General features: G+C 65.8%; 14 protein-coding genes. 9 read left to right on the forward strand and 5 right to left on the reverse strand.

Annotated features, from left to right (window positions below; genetic code table 11):
- Positions 1-207 precede the first annotated feature (207 nt).
- From OM513_RS03190 to rlxS, 6 genes are all read left to right on the forward strand, one after another.
- Positions 208-531, forward strand: coding sequence for a DUF736 domain-containing protein (locus OM513_RS03190; RefSeq protein WP_264942682.1), 324 nt, complete (start codon positions 208-210; stop codon positions 529-531).
- 156 nt (positions 532-687) lie between these two features.
- Positions 688-927: a helix-turn-helix domain-containing protein gene (locus tag OM513_RS03195; protein ID WP_264942683.1), complete on the forward strand. Its 240-nt coding sequence runs from the start codon at positions 688-690 to the stop codon at positions 925-927.
- Positions 914-1,498: a S26 family signal peptidase gene (locus tag OM513_RS03200; RefSeq protein ID WP_264942684.1), complete on the forward strand. Its 585-nt coding sequence runs from the start codon at positions 914-916 to the stop codon at positions 1,496-1,498. Before OM513_RS03195 ends, OM513_RS03200 begins: the two co-directional genes overlap by 14 nt.
- The gene (locus tag OM513_RS03205; protein ID WP_264942685.1) at positions 1,486-2,112 is read left to right on the forward strand and encodes a lytic transglycosylase domain-containing protein; all 627 of its coding nucleotides are present in this window, start codon (positions 1,486-1,488) and stop codon (positions 2,110-2,112) included. Before OM513_RS03200 ends, OM513_RS03205 begins: the two co-directional genes overlap by 13 nt.
- Positions 2,113-2,419: 307 nt before the next feature.
- Positions 2,420-2,740, forward strand: a complete 321-nt coding sequence (locus OM513_RS03210; RefSeq protein WP_264942686.1) for a hypothetical protein — start codon at positions 2,420-2,422, stop codon at positions 2,738-2,740.
- Between the two features lie 273 nt (positions 2,741-3,013).
- Entirely contained in the window at positions 3,014-4,984 is a 1,971-nt protein-coding gene (gene rlxS, locus OM513_RS03215; RefSeq protein ID WP_264943031.1) for a relaxase/mobilization nuclease RlxS, read from the forward strand.
- Positions 4,985-4,996: 12 nt separating this feature from the next.
- Here rlxS and OM513_RS03220 read toward each other — a convergent pair whose 3' ends face one another.
- Complete coding sequence (locus OM513_RS03220) at positions 4,997-5,914, reverse strand: HEPN domain-containing protein (RefSeq protein WP_264942687.1); 918 nt, start codon at positions 5,912-5,914, stop codon at positions 4,997-4,999.
- Positions 5,915-6,087: 173 nt separating this feature from the next.
- Here OM513_RS03220 and OM513_RS03225 point away from each other — a divergent pair, with 173 nt between their 5' ends.
- Positions 6,088-6,567 (forward strand): very short patch repair endonuclease, encoded by a 480-nt coding sequence (locus tag OM513_RS03225; protein WP_264942688.1) that lies wholly within the window; start codon positions 6,088-6,090, stop codon positions 6,565-6,567.
- A 24-nt stretch (positions 6,568-6,591) separates the two neighbouring features.
- The gene (locus OM513_RS03230; protein ID WP_264942689.1) at positions 6,592-7,746 is read left to right on the forward strand and encodes a DNA cytosine methyltransferase; all 1,155 of its coding nucleotides are present in this window, start codon (positions 6,592-6,594) and stop codon (positions 7,744-7,746) included.
- Between the two features lie 7 nt (positions 7,747-7,753).
- Here the strand turns inward: OM513_RS03230 and drmB are convergent, their stop codons facing one another.
- Genes drmB through OM513_RS03250 form a run of 4 tightly spaced genes read right to left on the reverse strand, consistent with a single transcriptional unit; the run spans position 7,754 to position 18,085 of the window.
- Entirely contained in the window at positions 7,754-9,661 is a 1,908-nt protein-coding gene (drmB, locus tag OM513_RS03235; RefSeq protein ID WP_264942690.1) for a DUF1998 domain-containing protein, read from the reverse strand.
- A complete protein-coding gene (locus OM513_RS03240; RefSeq protein ID WP_264942691.1) occupies positions 9,658-13,041 on the reverse strand; it encodes a helicase-related protein in 3,384 nt (1,127 codons plus the stop codon). Before OM513_RS03240 ends, drmB begins: the two co-directional genes overlap by 4 nt.
- The gene (locus OM513_RS03245) at positions 13,038-14,714 is read right to left on the reverse strand and encodes a nuclease-related domain-containing DEAD/DEAH box helicase (RefSeq protein ID WP_264942692.1); all 1,677 of its coding nucleotides are present in this window, start codon (positions 14,712-14,714) and stop codon (positions 13,038-13,040) included. The genes OM513_RS03240 and OM513_RS03245 overlap by 4 nt, the downstream gene beginning before the upstream one ends.
- 53 nt (positions 14,715-14,767) lie before the next feature.
- A complete protein-coding gene (locus OM513_RS03250; RefSeq protein WP_264942693.1) occupies positions 14,768-18,085 on the reverse strand; it encodes a hypothetical protein in 3,318 nt (1,105 codons plus the stop codon).
- A 357-nt stretch (positions 18,086-18,442) separates the two neighbouring features.
- Between OM513_RS03250 and OM513_RS03255 the strand changes: the two genes are divergently transcribed.
- Positions 18,443-20,128, forward strand: a complete 1,686-nt coding sequence (locus OM513_RS03255; RefSeq protein ID WP_264942694.1) for a GIY-YIG nuclease family protein — start codon at positions 18,443-18,445, stop codon at positions 20,126-20,128.
- Positions 20,129-20,191 lie beyond the last annotated feature (63 nt).

A 20,191-nucleotide genomic window follows, 5' to 3' on the forward strand; every position in this document is an offset into this window, starting at 1 on the left:
TCCCCGCCGTCGATCACCCCACGTGGCAGGCCACGCGGGGACCCCGATTTCGCCGGCTCCTCGCGGCCGCTTCGCTGCAAATGAGCCCGCCGCTCCGGTCCTCCGCTGCCGCTTCGGCCTGGCGGTTCGCGCGTCCCGCTGGCGCCGCTCCTCAGGGCCGCCCATCGCACGCGAAAGGGTCGCGGGCGAAGTCCAAGGAGACCTAAAATGCCTTCGATCGGAACCGTCAGCCGCACCGCCAACGGCGGCTTCAAGGGCCAGCTCAAGACGCTGTCGATCCGCGCCGAGATCGAGATCAGCCCCAACCGCAACAAGTCGAGCGAGGTGCAGCCGGACTATCGCGTCGTCGCCGGCGGCGTCGAGATCGGCGCGGGCTGGGTCCGCCACGGCGAGACCTCGGGCAAGGACTATGTGTCGCTGAGCCTCGCCGCGCCCGAGTTCGGACCGCGCCGGCTCTACGCTAACCTCGGCCGCGCGGCGGGCCAGGACGACGACGACGTGTTCGCGCTGATCTGGAATCCGGCCGACTGAGCCGGACCCGGGCCCCGCGCCGCACTCGGCGCGGGGCCAAGCCGGATCGAATTCGCAGGCCCTCGTTTGCGATCCTCCCGGATCGAGGGCCGACGCGGCACGGCTGCGGAACCGGGCGGCAATCCCGCCCCTCGGTGAAGCGGACGATTCCGAGCCATGGACGACGACGATACGATCGCGCGCGCCGCACGGGCGCGGCGCGGCACGCCCTTCCTCACCACCGACCAGGCGGCGGCCTATCTGGCGCTGTCGGCGCGGCTGCTCAGGAAGCTGCGCACCAGCGGCAAGGGCCCGGTGTTCCGGCGCCACAGCCGCTACGTCCAATATCATATCGACGACCTCGACAGCTGGTCGCGCGAGCATTCGGCCCGCGAGGTGCGCCATGCCGAGCGGTAACGCAGGCGGGACGGACGGGCCGCTGTTCGCCTGGGGCGAGGCGCTGCGCAGCGCCCGCGCCTCGCGCCGGCGGCTGCGCCGCCGCGCGGTGCTCGTCGCGATCCCCGCGCTGTGCGCCCTCGCGACCGCAGTCGCGCCGCCGACGCCGCGGCTGGTCTGGAACGCCAGTCCGAGCATGCCGGTCGGGCTCTATTCGGTGTCGCCCGGCGTGCCGGCCGCGACCGGCGAGCTGGTGATCGCCTGGCCGCCGAAGGCTGTCCGCTGGGTCGCCGCGGAGCGCCGCTACCTGCCGTCGAACGTGCCGCTGGTGAAGCGCGTCGCCGCCATGCCCGGTGACGAAGTCTGCGCGCTGGGTGCCCGCATTTTCATCAACGGCGAGCCTTCGGTCGCGCGCCGCGCCGCCGATCGCGCGGGCCGCCCGCTCCCTTGGTGGGAAGGGTGCGTGCGGCTGCGCGAGGGCCAGCGGTTGCTGCTCGTCGTGGCGAGCCCGGACTCGTTCGACGGGCGCTATTTCGGCGTCAGCGAGCGTGCCGACATCCTCGGCAAGGCGCGGCTGCTATGGGCGCGCTGAGCCTGTGCGTCGCGCTCGCGCCGGTCGCGGCGGTGTCCGTCGCAGCCGATCCCGTCGACCAGTGGCGCGGCTTCATCGCCGAGGCGTCGCTCCACTTCGGCGTTCCGTCCGAGTGGATCGTGCGCGTGATGCGCGCCGAAAGCGGCGGCCGGACGATGCGCGGCGGCCGCCCGATCCGCTCGGCCAAGGGTGCGATCGGGCTGATGCAGCTGATGCCGGGCACCTGGGCCGAGATGCGCGCGCGGCTCGGGCTCGGCGCCGATCCCGACGATCCGCGCGACAATATCCTCGCCGGCACCGCCTATCTGAGGCTGATGTACGACCGGTTCGGCTATCCCGGGCTGTTCGCCGCCTACAACGCGGGACCCGGCCGCTACGCCGCCTATCTGCGTGGGCAGGCGCGACTTCCGCCGGAAACGATCGCCTATCTGGCGCAGGTCACCGGGCGCGCCCCGGAAGCGCTGGCGCCCGCGAGGCCAGCGCCCAAGGAAGCTGAATCGCGCGCGATCGATCCGCTGTTCGCGGTACGCGCAAGCGTCACGATCGCCGCCGAACCGGCTGCCGAAGCGCCTCCCCACCCGCCCATGTTTGCGATCCGCCGCGATGTCCCCTGAGCCGCAGGGGTGGGAGGGGGCTCGTCTCGTTCGTCCAAGCATGACGGGCGGCGGAACGGCTCTCAAGGCCCGCGGGTGCCCCCCAATTTTGCTGCGAAATGGAGCGCGCTTCGCGCGCGCGTCGTTCGTTTCCGCGCAACAAAATCGGCTCCCCCCGCGTCCGCTTCGCGGCGCCTCCGCTATCGCTCCGGCGGCCCTGACAGCCGCTCCGCCGCCCGTCTCTCCAACGTCGTTCTCGATCAGGAGGACGGTGTTGAGGAGCATGGTCATGTCCATTCAAAATATCGGAGCGGCATCGGAGCGCGTGATGGCGGCGCTGGTTTCAGGGCTCGAGATCGAGTTCGGACGCGAGGTCGGCGAAGCGCTGGCGCGGCGCTTTCTCGATGCCGAAGAGGCCGATTTCCACTGGGATGCGCGGGTCTCAGAGCGCTGGCTCGGGTCCTATGATCGCGGCGATTGCGAAGAGGAAATCGAGCTCGATCGGGTGGCGATTTTCGGGCGGTTCGACGGCGAATGGTTCGTCGCGGTGTGCATCGTCGATGGCGACGGATGCCCGCATGGGTTGATGGGCCTGCGCACATTCCGCAGCGAGCGCGCGGCACGGCGCGCCTATGCCGATGCGCGTTGAGCAACGGGTTTCAAGCCGGGGTGCGGCGTCCAATGGGCGCCGTGCCTCGGCTCTCTTTTTGATCCGGCAAGGGAGCGAGGGGGAGGGAGCGAAGGAAGAAGAGCGAATGCAAGATAAAGGCAGTGTCTCGCGACACATGCCAAGTGATTGTCTGCACATCCTTTTTTCACGAGACAGCGCACAGGGCGCGCGAGACGGCGCGGGCAGGAATGGCGGATTTCCGCGGGTTTCCGCGTGCAATCGCGAGACTCCCCTCGGCGCGGAGTGCCGCCGATGAGCGACGACGACTTCGAACCCAAGCTCGGGCGGATCGGCAAGGCCAAGGCCGGGAAGTCGCGGCGCTACCTCGGGCTGGTGGTCGCCGCCGCGGCACGCGCCGGCAAGGTATTGGGCAAGCCCGGCCGCCGGTTCGACGGCAGCCGGATCGGTCGGGGCGCCGCGGTCGGGCGGCTGCTTTCGAGCCGCGACCGCTATGCCGCCTTCCGCAGCCGCCGCGCGGTGGTGAAGACCAGGCTGGTGCGGCTCGGCGGCAAGGGGATCGCCGGCGCCCGCGCGCACCTGCGCTACCTCCAGCGCGACAGCGTCACCCGCGAGGGCAAGCCCGGCCGGCTCTACTCGGCCGGCGAGGACCATGCCGACGGCAAAGCGTTCCTCGACCGCTCGGCCGGCGACCGCCATCAGTTCCGCTTCATCGTCTCGGCCGAGGACGGCGCCGAATATGAGGACCTCAAGCCGCTGACGCGCCGGCTGATGGCGCAGATGGAAACCGACTTGGGCACCAGGCTCGACTGGGTCGCGGTCGACCATTTCGACACCGGCCATCCGCACACGCACATCCTGCTGCGCGGCGTCGACGAGCACGGCGCCAATCTGGTGATCGCCCGCGAATATATCGCGCATGGGCTTCGCGCCCGCGCCGCCGAACTCGTGACCCTAGACCTGGGCCCGCGCACCACGCGCGAAATCGAGGCGCGGCTACGCCGGGAAATCGGCGCCGAGCGGCTGACCGGAATCGACCGCAAGCTTCTCCGCGCGATGGACGCCGAGCGGGTCGTGACGAGCGCCGACCGCGATCCCTTCCAGCAGTCGCTCCGCGCCGGCCGGCTCAAGACGCTTGGGAACATGGGCTTGGCCGAGGAGCTGGGCGGGGGCCGCTGGCGCCTCGCCGGGGATCTCGAAGCGACGCTGCGCGCCATGGCCGAGCGCGGCGACATCATCCGCACGATGCAGCGCGAGCTGACCGCGCGACGGCTCGCGCGCGAAGGCGCCGACCGTGCGATCTTCGGCGGCGACCCGGACCAGGCGCCGGTCGTCGGGCGAGTGGTCGCGCGCGGCCTCGCCGACGAGCTCCGCGACAAGCACTATCTGCTCGTCGACGGCGTCGACGGCCGCGCCCATTATGTCGACATCGGGCTTGGCTCGGCGACCGCGCCGCTGCCCGAGGGCGCGATCGTCCGCGTGTCGGCGCGCGAGGCGTCGGTCCGCGACGCCGATTGCACTGTCGCCGAAGTCGCCGCGGCCAACGGCGGCCACTACTCGGTCGAGTTCCATCTGCGCTACGACGCCCGGGCCAGCGAAGCCTTCGCCGAAACCCATGTCCGCCGGCTCGAGGCGATGCGCCGCGCGGGCGCTGGCGTCGAGCGCGAGCCCGACGGCCGCTGGCGAATCGCCGCCGACCATATCGACCGTGCCGCCGCCTATGAAGCGCGGCAGCTCCGCGAGCGTCCGGTCGAGATCGAGCTGCTATCGCCGGTGCCGATCGAGCAGCTCGCCCGCGCGGATGCAGCGACATGGCTCGATCGCGAGCTCGCCGCCGATCGGCCGGCGCCGCTGCGCGATGCCGGGTTCGGACGCGAGGTCCGCGCCGCGCTCGACGTCCGCCGCCAATGGCTCGTCGAACAAGGGCTTGCCGAGGACCGGGACGGGCAGCTGCGCGTGCGCGCCAACTTGCTCGCCGCGCTTCAGCGCCGCGAGCTGCTGCGCGTCGCCGGCGAGCTGTCGGACGAGCTTGGTCTGCCGTTCGCCGAGGTGCGTTCCGGCGACCGCATCGAGGGGCGCCTCGCGCGCCGGCTCGATCTCACCAGCGGACGGTTCGCGCTGATCGAAAAGTCGAAGGAGTTCACGCTCGTGCCCTGGCGGCCGGCGCTCGAAAAGCAGATTGGCAAGGAGGTCGGCGGAATCATGCGCCATGACGGCGTCAATTGGCGGGTCGGGCGCGGGCGCGCGGGGCCGGAGGTTTCGTAAGGTCGGCGGGCGTCAGACGCCCGCGTCGGCGCGCAGCTCGTCGAGGCGCTCGCGGCAGACCTGCTCGACGATGTCGCGCAGCCGCTTCACCGACGCGGCGATCGCGTCGAGGTCCTCTGCCGACACCGTGTAGCTCGCCGAATAGCGCGCCTCGACATAGGCGCGCTTCAGCAGCTCGAACCGGCGCCGATCAACACGTGTCGTGCGCGGCCAGGCTTCGATCAGCCGCGGTTCCTTGTCCTCGGCCAGCGAGCGCAGGAATTTGATGTTGTGCGAGCGGGGGAAGTAGAGGGTCCGCACCAGCAGGAAGCAAGCGTACGCCGTCTCGGCCGCCTGGTGCAGATTGAACGCGGCTTTGTTCTGCCAGCTTCCAACCGCCCCTTTGGTGGCTGCGACCTCTGCCAGCTCAAGCCATTCGTCAACCGACGCTCGTTGCTCGTTGAAGTAGCCTTGCGCCATCTCATAAGCGTCTCTCGGTACCAGGGGCCGGGGCGCCGAGAGTGCATGGTTGGGCAGCTCGTAGAGCGCGATACCGTCGCGAGCGATGTCCACCCAAAAATACTCGCCGCGTTCAAGCGCCTTGTTCACCTCGTCGAGCGTATGGACGATGATGTTGACCGGTCGCCCGACCGCCTCGTCGTGGAGGATCTTGTCCTCGGCAACGTACCAGTAGTCGGCGATATCGGTGAGGTCGCTGTGGCTGACGATGATCAGCAGGTCGTAGTCCGACTGGTAGCCATTCTCTGGCTCGTCGACCCAATCGTTCCGCGCATAGCTCCCGAACAGGATTATCTTGAGGATCTTCCCGTTCCGCTTCCACGGCTGCGTCGCGCCAGAGATCGCCTGCACGAACTCGCCCATCAGCGTCTGCTTGACGCGCTCCAGCTCCGCCTGCTGCGCCGTGGGCAGGTGATCGACGTCGTTACGCATGGTGCGGGCCGTGGGCGAAAAACGCGAGCATCCCCGATGCTACCCCGCGCGGGACTCTTGCTCAACCACGACCGCTTGCGCCGCTTACAGCCTCTTTGAGGGTCAATTGCCAAATTAGAAAGCGGCCGATCGCTCGCAACTGCACAGAACGTCCGTTATAGGCTAAGCCACTGTTGGCCTTGAAGATACAAAAAATGGATCGATTGTCCGCCGCCGCGCGAAGCGCTCTTATGTCAAGGATCGGGCAGGCCAACACCTCGCCGGAGAGGCGGGTCCGACGTATTCTCCATCGAAACGGCTTGCGGTTCCGGCTTCACCGCCGGGATTTGCCGGGAACGCCGGACATCGTTCTGCCTTCCAGGCTCACGGCAATATTTGTGCACGGCTGTTTTTGGCACCAACATAAAGGATGCCGCAGAGCGTCACTCCCCTCGACCAATCCTGAAAAATGGCGCGACAAATTTGAACGCAACGTTGCTCGGGACGCAGCCGCCTACGCGGCGCTCGGCGAGCTGGGGTGGCAGGTAATTGTCGTCTGGGAATGCGAACTCAAGAACGAAGCCGCACTCGAACGGAGCTTGCGCGATCGGTTCACCTTGCCCGATAATGCGAAAAGGCTCGAATCGGGCGCGTCGACACTCGACATTCCGTGAGCCGGACAGCTAATAGTCTGTTCCGTGGGGAATAGTGGCAGATCAGACCAGGCCGTCAACCAGGCATTGAATTGCGTCGATCTATTTGCTGGCGCTGGCGGATTCTCTTTGGCTGCACGACGTGCGGAGCTCGAAGTGCGCTTGGCGGTCGAGAGCGATCGACATGCGGTCGATACCTACAAAGCCAATCTCTGCAAGGGCGTTAGGCGGCGGCCTGTAGTCTTGGCTGGCGACATTCGGCCGATGGATCCGGCGACGGCTCGTCGCAAGGCTTATGCGCCGGACGAGATGTGCGACCTTCTGCTCGGCGGGCCGCCGTGCCAAGGCTTTTCGACGCATCGTCTGAATGGCGCAGGGATCGCCGACGAGCGAAACGATCTGATTCACGTCTATTTCGCGTTCGTACGTGCCTTCGCGCCGTCGGTGTTCCTGATGGAAAACGTTCCGGGCATGTTGTGGGACCGTCATGCGGAGACGCTTGACCGTTTCTACATGGAAGGAGCATGCGCTGGATACGACGTCCAGGAGCCGGTGGTTATCGATGCGCGCGACTTCGGGGTGCCTCAACGCCGCAAGCGGGTGTTCATTCTTGGGTTGAAGCGGGGCCTGAGCTTGGACGGCCTCGCTTGGCCGCCCAAACCCACTCACGGCAGCCCTACGGCTTGCGCGAAGGATGCCACGCTGGCGCCATGGCGGAATTGCGCGCATGTGTTCGCACCGCCAGCCGCTGGCGATACCAACGACCTGCATATGAAGCACGGCAAGGATCTGATCGACGCCTTTATGCGGACACCCCTCAACGGTGGCAGTCGGCGCGATTCGGGACGACTGCTCGCCTGTCATGCCAAACATGACGGCCATAAGGATGTGTACGGGCGCATCGATCCGTCGCAGCCGGCGCCGACAATGACCACGGCGTGCATCAACCCGTCGAAGGGGCGATTCGTGCACCCCACGCTGCCGCACGGGATCACGGCGCGCCAAGCTGCCCGTATTCAGACGTTCCCCGAAGATTTTACGTTCTCAGGCGGTCTGATGGCCGCCGGCGTTCAAATCGGCAATGCCGTTCCGATCGAGCTCGGCGAGCGTCTCATACGACATTTGATGCCGCTCCTTCGCAGTGCGCGTTTCGCGGAATCCGCAATCGAAGAGCGCGAACCTGAAGCGGTGTCCGCCTGAGAGTCGACTAGATCGCCATAGCTCCGAAATAACCCAGGTCCGGGCGTTCGGGGGTACCGATCGCGACGAGGCGGTCGAGCAGCAGGTTTCCTTCTTCGCAGCTCGTCTCCGGCAACAGCGCGCAGGCGTGGCAGGCGGCGCGGTTGAGGGCGTTGGTGCCCTGCCCCTCGCTTTCGATGCACAACGGATCGGACGAGCAGATCGCGGCATTGGCAAGAGCTGCGCGGATGGTCGCGTCCAAGCGTTTGGGCTCGCCTTGGCGGACGAGACCGCCCAGCGTCCCCTCGGAATCACCGCTGGCGGTATAGACGAGCAGACCCGCCATCAGGTGTGCGGGATCATCGGACACGTAGAGACGCTCACGCAAACTCGAGGAATCATAACCGCATTCGAACGCCAATTGGCGAATGAACAGATGCGCGAAGCTGTGGATGAGGAGATGGGTAGGCGAGATGATGCGCTCCGGACGGCCGCGGTCACGCGCAATCCGACCCAGTTGCGCCTGCAACCCCGTCACACGAGCCACGACTTCGGGCTTGGTGCTCCAAGCGGCGAGGCCAGTCTTCGAGAATTGCAGAAATATGCCTTCTCCCCGGACCGAAAAGCCCGGCAGCCAGCGCTTCGGGGACAGCGACAGAGAAGCCAGCGCGCCGTTCGCAGCGTCGGGGGGGACGAGCCGTGTGAAGCCCGTGAGCACGCGGGTTTCGCGAAGGCGTCGTACCAATACGACCGCGTCAAACGCTTCGGCAAACCAGGACTCGTAGGCGTGCACGTCGCTGGCCTTGGTGTCGAAATCGTGACGCTCAAGCGCGGGCGGCCTAGGGCCGGTATAGGCTTTGTACTCGTCAAAGCGATAACGCGTCTCATCGACCAGAGCGTCGGCGGCCGCCTCGGCCGCGACGGCTTCACCGGTCAGGCGTTCGAGCACGGCGCGCACGAAGCTGTCTTCATCCAGGCCGAGGTTGCGTGCCTTCACCTTGATGAGCGGCATGTTGGGCGCACCGTCCACCGTGGTCGACGTAATTTCCTCCCAGATGTCGGGACGATCGAGGACCTGCTGAATCTTCGCCGAATAAGGTGGAATCAGAATAGAGCTGGTAAGCTTGGCGAAATAGGAGTTCGACGCCCCGCGCTGGATCGTCTGGGGAACTTGCGAGGGGCAGGGTTGCGCGCCTTCGGGGCCGAGCCAAGGCCGCTCGCCGGGGCATGATCCGACATAGACGCCGCGCAGCGCGTCGCGCTGAAATGCGCCCGCCATCGACCGTGAGGCGCCGCAATTCGTGCATTTGACGACGACGCCCGCCAGGCCGGCGGCGGTGGTCGAATAGAGATAGAGCTTCGCGGTGTCGGGCGAGCAGGCGGCCTGCACGGCGGAATGCGCCCAATCCAGCCATGGAAAATCCATGATGTGCCCGACTTCGCAGGCGACGACGAAGCGCACCGGCGACAAGCGCGGGCGCCGCCGCGCGGGCAGCTCGGAACAAGGCTTGGCGTCGCCGTCGGCGCGTCGGCCGCTGTTGCTGCAGCGTAGCGCATCGGAGCGCCATGGCGCGTTCCAAGGCACATGCTTCAGGATCCGGCAGCGCGGACAGAAATGCCAATTGGGGAAGCGCACGAACGGCATCGGCGCGCGGTCCTGACGCGGCGCACCTCTGACAGAGAGTTCCGGCGCTTCGGTCGGACTCATGAAAAAGTCGATGGGTCGCCCAAGCTCAGCGGTCAGCCGGCGGGCCAGGCGTCCGTCGACAACTTGGTTGGATTTTAGGATCTCGGGACGGATGGAGGCGTCGACTTGTTCTAACGGCCAGGCGTCGAGCCCGGCGCACATCAAGGATTCGTCGAGAAAATCAATCACGGCGCCGACGCCGAACGGCACCACGCCCTGGGAACTTCGAAATTCGGGCCGGTCGGTCATGCTTCTTCCTCCGCGGGCGTCGGATAGATAGTGACCACGCGCGCTATCGACGTGCCGTCGACGTTGCGCATCGATGTCGGCACCGGCCAGGCATGGCGCTGATAGGTGTCGTCGCGAACCGAGCCGAACGGGTACATTAGGGTCAGCTCGCTCGGCGCGCCGCCCATCGCGCCGTAGCGCGGCGGCGCATAGCTGCGCCAAAGCGCGAGCGCCTCTTCCAGTTCGGTGCGGGTGTCGTCGGCCTCGTCGCGGTCGATATGGTGGACGCGCGCCAGAATCGTCTCGATTTGATCTTCGACGTCGTCCACGAAAGACGCGATGCGATCGGGACTTTCGACCTCGGCGAGAAGGCGCGCCAGCGCGACGAAGATGCCCATCAGCCCGCGCTCGCGCGCTTGCGGCGAGAATGGCGTCACGCTCGTCGGCTCGACGTGGCGGTAGAGGCTTTGGTGATAGGCGACGAACCGCTCGTAGTGCGAGCGGTCGCGGCTTTTGGTCTGCGTATAGACGGTGAGCACTAGACCGGGGACTTGGCGGCCGACACGGCTGCTCGCTTGGATGTATTCCGAAGTGCCCTTGGGTTGACCACTCATCACGATGACGCCCAGCCTTGCGACGTCGACACCTACCGCGATCATGTTGGTGGCGAGCAGCACGTCGACGGGGGGCGGCCCGGAGGGTTTCAGGCGCCATTTGATTTCAAGCTGCTGAAGAATGGCGGGAATTTCTTCGGCGCCGCGGCGGCTGGTTAATTCCACGATCTCACGGATGTAGCGACGCGCCTCGGGGCGAATACCGCGTCGGTGGCAATACCCTTTGAGAAATTCCGGAATGTCGCCGACGCACAACGTTGCGGCATGGCCGAGCTCGCGTAGCGAATTGAAGTACCAAACCAAGGTCCCGTAGGGATCGACCAACGCGCGCTCGCGCTCCTGCTCCTCGGTTAGCGCAAAACAGACATTTTGCAGCAACGGGGAACAGGCGCGCACCAAGGCGGTCTGATGCGACTTGACCGCATTGCCCATGAAGCCGACGTAACGCCGGCCCGGAGCATCGCCGTCTTCGAAAGCGAAATAGGATTCGCCCGAGCGGATCGCCTGTGGCGGAAATTCGAAACAATCGCGAGCATAAAGGTCTCGACATTGCTCGGCCGCGCGGCGGATGGTCGCGGTCGACGCCACGACCTTGTGAACGTGGCCGTCGCGCGAACATAGGCGGTCGATGGCGGTTTCGTAGAGACCGACCACCGTGCCAAGTGGGCCCGAGATGAGGTGGAGCTCGTCTTGGATCACCAATGCGGGCGGCGGCGCATCCGTGCCCAGGCCGAACAATCGACCGGTCCGGTCGTCCCACGCGATCTGCGCGAACTTGTCGACGGTTCCGATCAGGATGGTCGGCGGAGCCGCGTAAATGTCTTCGTCGATGACGAGGATGGGCAGCCCGCCTCGGGGCTTTGAAAAGGCGCAATGCTCGTCGGGGCAAGCGAAAGCGACGGTGCGGGCACCGCCGTCGCGCGGGCGTGCTTCTTGATAGCCGAGCTTGGTTCGGTCGGTGAAGTCGACCCCGCACCATGGGCATTGCAGCACTTGGAACGGATTGGCGGCGAAGCGCTCCTGCTGGAGCTGGCGCAAGCGGTGCCGCGCGTCGTCGCGCGTATTGGGCGAGAGGCTACGTCCCACCCAGAGGCCGATCGAGACCGGCGCGTCGCCGAGATCGGCGCCGAGGTTGCGCTCGCGACGGAGCGCTTCGATGGCGAGCGTCAACGCCGAGGCGCGCTGGAACTGCTGTGCGGTCAAGAGGCGCAGCGTGTAACGCATGAGCACGGTGCAACCCGCCGCCTCGCCGCGAAGGCGGTTCAGCAGAATCGTGAAGGCGCTCAGGCCCAAATAGGCTTCGGTCTTGCCACCGCCGGTCGGGAACCAGATCAAATCGACGACGCGGCGTTCTTCGTCGTCCGCGCTGAACGCGGAGGCGAGGTTCATCAGGATGAAGCCGAGCTGGAAGGGGTACCAGCTTTTGTCGTGCCCATTGCCGGGACCGTCGGGCAGTGGGGCATCGCGGTCGCGTCGCGGCAGTCGCGAGTGGTGCTGTTGGACGAACATCGCCTTGTTCATCAAGCGGAAGGCGGTCAGCGCCTCATCCTCGCGCTCCAGCAAGTCGACACCGCGAAGCATGCGGGTATGACACGCACGGCAATTGTCGAGATTGTCGTCGGCGGCTTTGCGCAACGGGCCGGTGAGCTTCGTGATTTTGCCTTCTTGCTCCTGAATCCACGCCGCATAGTCGCGTGCCAGGTCGCGCATTGCAGCGGGGATCGCGATCCGGGGATCGCCGCCAGCCGCATCATAGAGAAAGCCCATCGACAGTTTGAGCGAGCGCTCGGGATCGAAGGCTTTGGTGCGGGGACGAATGGGCTTGAGCTCATAATCGGGCACGGCGACGGCGGCCACCCAATCGACCGCGCCGGCCTCGGACAGCGCTTCGTCACGGTTCCAATCTCCGGCGGTGCCGTGGCCCAGCGCGAAGGCGCGGCGATGGCGAAACAGCAAGTCCATCGACGCCAGCTCGGGATCGTCGAGCGCCTCGCCGACGCTGCGGTCGATCGGTCGGAACACGGGTTCACCGTCCGCGTGCGAGACCTTGAGGGCGACTTGGAAAAAGACGTCGGCGCACGACGGAGCGGCGGCGCCTTGTGTTCTGCGTTCGTTGACCAACATGCACGAATAAATCAGTCGGCCGTCTTCCGACCGCCGACGGATCGTGGTGCGCAGACTCAGCATGTTGTCCGCGTCGAGCGTGATCGGCGGCTGCGCGCCGAGCGCCGAGAAGCTCGGCAACGCAATCTCGCGCGAGCACGGTACGCGGCGCCAGGCCTGTACACGGCGGGTCGCGGGGAAGATGCGACCGTCTAGGCCGGTCTCGCCCGCGCGCGGATGGACCTCGTCGATGGATTCAGGAATGTAGGTGGCCCAATCGGCACGTACGATCAGCGGCACGGCATCGCCGACGGCGAAGGAAATGCCGGCCGCCGACGGGCTGAACTCGTTGGCGAGATTGAGCGGCTCACGCTCGTCGGACCCATCGCCGTCCTGGCGCGCGGCTCGGGTTTCGATCACCGGCAGATCCTCGGCCATCGACTCGAGAGTTTCGCGTTCGTCCTCGGTCGGCGGATCGATGCTGTCCTCCAGACGCTGCTGGGGCATCTTTTGCGGGAACAGCACGCCGGTTGCGTAGAGCTGCAGCGGCGAGATGGTCAGCGTTTCGGTCTGATCCTCCGGCGTGTCATATGGTCGCGGACCAAACAGCTGCCGCACGGTCGAGGCGACCAAATTGTCGCGAAACGCCCGTGGGCTTTCGAACGGATCGGCGAGGGCACTCACCGCTCGGCCCGTGCTTCAAGAAATGCATCGCCGACGAAGGCGTATAGCTTCGTGCGGGCGCGCGTCATGCCGACGTAGATCGCGGCCTGGATGATGGGGTCGTCGAGTCGGTCCGGCAAATCGGTGAGAATCACGATGTCGTTCTCCAATCCCTTGAAGCCAGCGATGGTGCCGTAGGTGAAGCTCTGGTCGTCACCAGGCCCGCGGTCGTCGATCGGCTTGAGCGGCTTGCCGACATCCGGCGGGAATTGGACGACGCTCGACGCGCTCGTCTTCACCCACGAGAGGATTGAGACGCTTGCGGGCAGGACACCGTCCTTGATCAACTCGAGCAGCAGCGCGCGCAGTCGTTTGGCCTGGTCCTTGGCATCGGCGGCACGGCGATATTCGACCGGCGAGCGCAGCGTGCGGCGACAAATCGGTTCGGGAACGCCTCCGATCTTGCTCGCTTCAAGCGCGACTTCTTTAGGGTTGCGGAAATTCTCGCGCAACTCGACGCCGACGGCGCCGAAGCCATACAACGCCTCAAGCAGCCTCGGTTCGACGCGGCCGTAGAGCGCCGATTGCGGTCCAGAATCGTGGAAGATGAGCCAGCGCCCTCCGCGAAAGCCGCCGGCGAGCACAAGGTCGAGACAGTTGAGGAAGGGGAAGGTCAGAATGTCCTGCGCTTCGTCGATGATGACGACGTCGAACTGGGGGAGCGCACCTTCGTCGCATAGGTTCGAGCAGGCGCTTTCGAACAGTTCGGGATAAAGTTTGTCGAAGGTGTCCGCGGACGCCGCGACGTCGCGGCCGCGTAGCCGGTCGCCGAGCCCGGCCGCCTTAATGGTCTCGGCGAAGAAGCCGTGGAGCGTTGCCATACGCACGCCCGGTGCGGTTTGCGCGACATCGACCTTTAGATATTGAGCGAGATTGTCGTTGTAGCAAAGCAACAGGACCGAGCGACCCTTAGCGGCGAGGCGCCGCGCCGCTTCGAGCGCGATGAGCGTTTTGCCGCTGCCCGCGGGACCGTCGCAGAGAAGGCGGGGATTGTTCTCGTTGAGCGCGTAATCGAGGACGCGGTGCTGATCGGCGCTCAACGCCACGAGCTCGCGCTCACTCTCGGTGAGCAGCCCGGGCAGGCTTCGTATGGCCTCGAAGTCTCCGCGCAGCAGATTGACGAATTCGTCGCGCCGCGCGGCGCTCAGACGCGCGGGAGCCGTACGACCGGTCTCGTCCGCACGACCCCGAAAGTAATCGGCCAGGCGTTCCGCATAATCGGCGAAGGAGCGCACCGTATCGCGCACGTCGTACACGACCTCCTGATCCCATTCAGGGTCCGCGCGGTCGAAGCGGATGTCGGGGAAGACGACGCCCCAACCGACGAGGCATTCTTTCCGTACCGCGCGGCCGAGCCGCCGATCCAGATAGCCGATCAGGCCCCAGCGTGCCGATTGGGCTTGCTTGAACGGCCCTTCGCTCGACGTGTAGGACTTGGCGCCGCGGCCGACGCGCCACAAACCGTCCTTTCGCTCGATGTCGCCACCTTTGACCTCGAGACAGAAGATGCCGTGACTGCCGATCAACACGAAGTCGGCCTCGGCATAGTCTTTGCGCAAATGACGAGCGATCCCGAGCGAATGCAGGCAGACCAGATCGTCGGTTCCGGCGGCGTCGCGGATGAGCTCGAACATGCATGCCTCGCCTCGCGACACGTCCGAGGGGAGCGTCGGCGGAAGCATGCGGGTCATTCGGGAGCGTCTTCGCGAGGAGGTAGGTCGGCTAGACGCAGCCGCCGCCCTATCAACTCGGCCGGCACGTCCTGGATACCGGCGATTCGTTCCACGCGCAGAAGCGTGTAGACGAGACGCCGACCTTCGATCTCGAACGAAATCGTCGGCGACGACAGGTCGATCGCCCCCGAGAAGATCTCGCGCAGGATCGCATCGGTGGCATCGGCGCGGGCACCGTAAACGGCATCGATCGCGGCCTGAGTCTCGGCCAGGCCAGCGCGAAGTTCGGCATCGTCGATCAGTTCGGCGACGACCGGAAGGACGCGGCGATAGTTTCTGGGTGCGACACTGCGGGTGTCGCTCGCCCAGGACCGTACGGTCAACGCGTCGCGTCGTTCACCGGCAGCGTCGAGACGCCGAGCGAACTCGGCGTAGCTCTCGCCGGTGGATGCGAAATGTCGTTTGAGCGCAAATTTCCAACGATCGGCACGGGCGCGGACCTCACCGCCGTCGTTGAGAATTCGATCGGCCCACGCATCGACCAGGTCGCGATCGGTCTCGAGCGGAAGAGCCATCAACATGCCGGGCTTGAGCGAGGATACGGGCAGAAGCAGGCGTCGATCGGCGACCGGGAGCGCCGCGTCCGCCTCTTCGGGAAGGACGATGATGTGCCCTGCGGGCGGCAGCAATGCAAAGGCGCCGGGTTCGGCAAACAAGACGAGCTGCGCCTTGGCGGTTTCGCTCCGGTGCGAGACCGACGGCAAGGCCTTGCGGATGCCATCGACGGCACGTGCCTCGGCTTGAGCGGTCTCGGGTGTATCGTCGATCGGCTCGACGTCGTTGGCGGCTTGGAGTTCGACGCGGCGCGCCGCCTGCTCATGCCAACGCGGCTCCGCCGCCTCGGCGCTGTCGTCGATCAGGCTCTTGAGCAGTTTGGCGGTGCCATGCTCGAGCCCACGCTCGAAGCGTCGAGCGGCCGACATTGTCTTTTCGTACCAACGGCGCTCGAACGGCAGGAGCAGCATGTCTGTCCGCGCACCGAAACCGACGTTGGAAAGCTCGCGCATGGTGTGACGACCGAGCCAGCCTGGCACGACGACGCGGTCGTAGGGAGCCGAGGCGCGCAGCGCCTCAATCGTGATCCATTCGAATCCGCGCAGTGCCTCGGTCGCCGCCGCTTCATGTCGGCAACGGTCGGCCGTGGCGGTCGAGCGGCAGACCACCGCCACCGCTTCCTCGCCCCCGAGAGAAGATCCGAGCTCGAGCAGAGCGTCGCGGCGATCTCCGCCGCTTGCGTCCGGCGTGTAGTCGGCGAACAAGGTGCGGACTTCGGCGGCGTGGGTTTCGAAGAGCGCAAGCGTCGAAGCCTGACCGACGATTGCCGAGGCGAGGGTCTTGAGAGCGCGACGGTCTTCGTCGTCCGGCAGCGGATGGCCGGTGGCACGGCGGAGGAAGGCCGCGACGGTCAAATCGAGCGCGTCGAGCGCGGGATCGTCATGACGGCGGCCGTTACCCCTCCGGAGGCATTCCGCGACCGCCTCCAAGAACGGATCGTTGCCGAGCACAACCGCATAGGCGGCATTCCAATGCGCTGATCGTCGCGCAAAGAAGCGTGCGAGCGGATCAATCTCGTCGGATCTGCCGGGATGCACGATTGGAGGCACCTCGACGTCTTGATCCTCCAGATACCAGACGTCCTTGATCCCATGGTCGACGAGACCGCTCACGCTTTCGCGCTCGTGGAGGTTTGCAAAAATGCACAGATGGGTGCCGTCGAGCCGGTCGGAAGCGGCGAGCGCGGCATGCAGCGCGCGGCCGCTGCCGCCGCCATCGACCAAAATGTGCCAGGCGTCGATGTGCTCCGGCGGATCCGCGACGAGATCGCACGCGGTGGCGGCGTCGGCGCAAGCATAGAGAAGTGGCCGATCCGTGGCGCTGCCGGGCAAATCGTGCGGCTGCCCATGCGCGTCGATCCAGCGGGCACCCACGAGCGCCGCGGGCGTCATCCCCTGCGGCCACATCGCGGGGAGGAAGCGGTCGAGCTTGGCGCGCGACCCAACCAACAGAACGGCTTCGTGACGCTGCGGTCGCCGACGGCCATGACCCGTCAGTCCGACGAGGCTGTCGACGTTGCGGTCCTTGAGCCAGGCAAGAATGTGACTGCCGTTCGACAGACGTTTCCACTCGCGTGCCGAGCGCGCAAGATAGGGCAGCACTTCCTCGCCGACGGTGATCGTGCCTGCTTCAGCGACGTGGAGGCGCCAGCGTGCGCGCGCGGTCCCGTCGACCCGACCGCCATAGCGGGCATGGAAGGTCACGGTTCCGTCGCTGATTGTGACGGGGCAGCCTTGGGCCCAGAGTTCCATTTCCTGATCGAACGCGTCCGACTGGCTCACGGCGCCTTCGATTGCGGCGGCTACGGCGGCGATTACCGCATAGGGGCCGACTTCGCGCAGAACGAGCGCTCCTGCGCTCGGCGCGGCGAGCGTCGTCAGTGCTGCGCAGGTGACGTAGCAGCCGAACCGATCAAGCGGCGTGCCGGCGGTACCCAGGCCGACCGTGGCAACGAAGGGTCGCCGCCGTGACATTGCCTCGAGGATGGGGAGACACAAGGTCTGGTTTTCGACCGCCGCATAGGCCCATTCCAGCACGTAGATGTCGTCGATCAACCCGAGCATCCCAACCTGGTCGTCGACGACGTCGTGAAGTTCGGCGAGGTATCGCAGAGCCGCGCGAGCGGGTGCGTTCTCGGAGCCGGGTCGAGCGGCGGCCGCGATCAGTGCTTCGGTTTTCGCCGACAATCCGGTGAATTCCCCCAAGTCGCCGAATTGGGCGAGAAGATCGAGCTGGCGGCGGACCGTAGACACGACGGCATCGACGTCGAACGGCTCGGCCTCATCGTACCGGGAGAGGCGCTCGTCGATATGTGTGAGCTCGGCCGTGCTTAAACAGCCCTTGAGGCGGGCAGGACCGACGAGTGTCGCGAGCCGGGCAACGACGGTGTCCAGGATCCAGTTGAGTTCTTGCCGGTCGGTGTCGACGAGCACCTCACGCGCGAGCGCGTCTTCCAGAAACACCAAGGCGGCGGCGGCTCGCGCCGCGATTCCCTTTTCGGCATCTGCATAGAGCCGGTATTGCGAAGCGACCCACAGCCAGCGGACGATCTGCTGCCTGGGGAAGTCGGGTCGAGCCAATGCCTCGGTCAAGCGTTCGGAAAGATGCACGAGTCGATCGGTGCCTGCGTCCAGGCCGTGCTCGAAGGACTGCTCGAGCCTCAGCATCCGCGCGGTCAGTTCGTCGGCGCGTGATTTTTTGGGATACCAATAGCTCATGTTCGGACGGATCCGATGTCGCCGCCGCTTTCGCCCGACTTCGATGCCCGCCTCAGCACCAGGATTCTCTCGGCATTGCTCGGCAGCTCCCCCGCGTCGATACTATCGACAACTTCGCTGAAATAGGAAGTTAAAGTCGAGCCTTTCGTCGATCGGTAAATATCGCCGAAGCGGATGAATTGTCCGGCTGGAATGCGCCGTTGTGCTTTTGCGGGGCGCACCGACGCTTATGGACGACGTCTGGACGCATCGAACAGGCGATTATGCCGGCACGCCTGTGCGCAGGCGGACAAATCGAGTCTTGAGCCGAAACTCCGAGCGGACCATCAAGGCTTGGGAAAACGAAGGAGCGGATGCTTGGCGACGACGCCGATACTTTTCAACGATCTTCTGCGGGAAAGGGGCATCCAGCCTGCGGACGTGCGTTTGTTGCGCCACCACACCGATCCTGGGCTCGACGGCCAGTCGCTTCATGACCTTTGGATGCGCGACCGCGAAGGGTTCGAGCTGTACCAGAGGACACAAAAGGCAAACGAGCGGCTCTTGCGAACCGGCAAGATATGGGCGGCGTTCACCTCGCCCACACCTGGAGTCAGCTTGTTCGTCGGATTGTACGATGCGCGCTTCGAGAAGACCGCGGTTGCCGAATGGGACTGTCCTTATCGCGGCGACCGTCCGGGCCGGGGCGATCCGGTCGATTTGTACGCGACCAAGCTTCGTCCGGAGCTCGCGGAGCATATCGGAACGCTGGCGGTCGGTTGGGATCCCGCGTCGATCCGCAGCTGGAAGCGTTACGCGGCAAATGCCCCATTCGTGGTCGAATCGCAGATCGATGCGGCTCTTCCGCTGATCGAGACGCTCGAGGATCTCACCCGTAATCTGATGGCGTTCGAGCGGCTACGCAGCGACCCGGGCGATCCGGAACGCGGTTCCTATCTCGGGTTTGTTCAGCGCGGGCACTGCTTCCTGCCCTACACCACCCCCGACGGCATTGCCTTCGCGCCGTCGCGGCTGCTCGGGTACAAAGAAAACACGCTTGAGCGACATGCCGCAAACGGCGGGAAGGACGGAAGAGACAGCGATCCTGCGATCGCGGGCATCGTCGGTTCGACTTACGCAGAAAGTGCGGAGCTCGAGCGCGCCTATCGCGCCTTTTGCGGTGCGAACGGCCTGAGCGTGCATGACCGAAAGCGCAAATATTGGCCGGTGCTCGAGCTGAGCCTCAGCCCACGCGCGCTTCCCCCGAGGGCACGTTTTTCGGTCGGTGCGCTCTACACGCGGGGCGAGGTCGCGGAGATGATCGGGCTCCAGACGCGGCGCGGCGGTAATTGGGATACCGGCTATGCGCAAGTGGACGGCGAATTCTTCGTGTTCGCGAATGTCGGCAGCAAGGGCCGTACGGGGCACGACTATCCGAACCGTTGGCACGGCAAGCAGCTGATCTGGTCGGCTAAGACCGGGACTCGGCTTGGTCAAAGCCAGATTGTCGCACTGCTCTCAGGGGAGCACCCGGTGCATATCTTTTGGCGTGCTGGTGAACGCGAGCGCTTCACCTATGCGGGACTTGCGGCGCCGCTCGAGGTCGAGGACACGACGCCGGTGCGGGTGCGTTGGGATTTGGATCCGGGTCCAGGCCGCAGAATCGGTGCCGATACCTCTTCGGCGCACAATCGACGCGGCCCCCCACCGATCGCGGGGGCGCGCACTACCATCTACGGAGACGGTCCAACCAGTGTTTATCTGCTCGAGCTCGACGGGCCGATCGCTCAGCTGTTTCCGACGCTTCCCGAAAAGAGCCGCGTGATCAAAATCGGCATATCGAACGATCCGCTGCGCCGCGTCGGCGACTTGTCGTGCGGCCTGCCTCCGGGCTGCGCACTCGGCTGGCGGATCGTGGCGACACGCCTGTTCCCAACGGGACGAGAAGCGTTCGACGTCGAATCGATGCTGCTTGAGCGGTTGCGTTTAAACGGCTGGTCTCTTGGCGGTGAATTTGCTGCGGTCTCCGACGCGGACCTCGCCCGCCTCACTACGTTGGCGTGAGATTCGCGCGATCGACAGGAAGTGCCCCTGGCGGCGGGCGCAGCTCCGACGGTGTGGCGAAAC

It is taken from the genome of Sphingomonas canadensis, from assembly GCF_026013525.1.
In the GTDB taxonomy this organism is placed as follows: Bacteria; Pseudomonadota; Alphaproteobacteria; order Sphingomonadales; family Sphingomonadaceae; genus Sphingomonas; species Sphingomonas canadensis.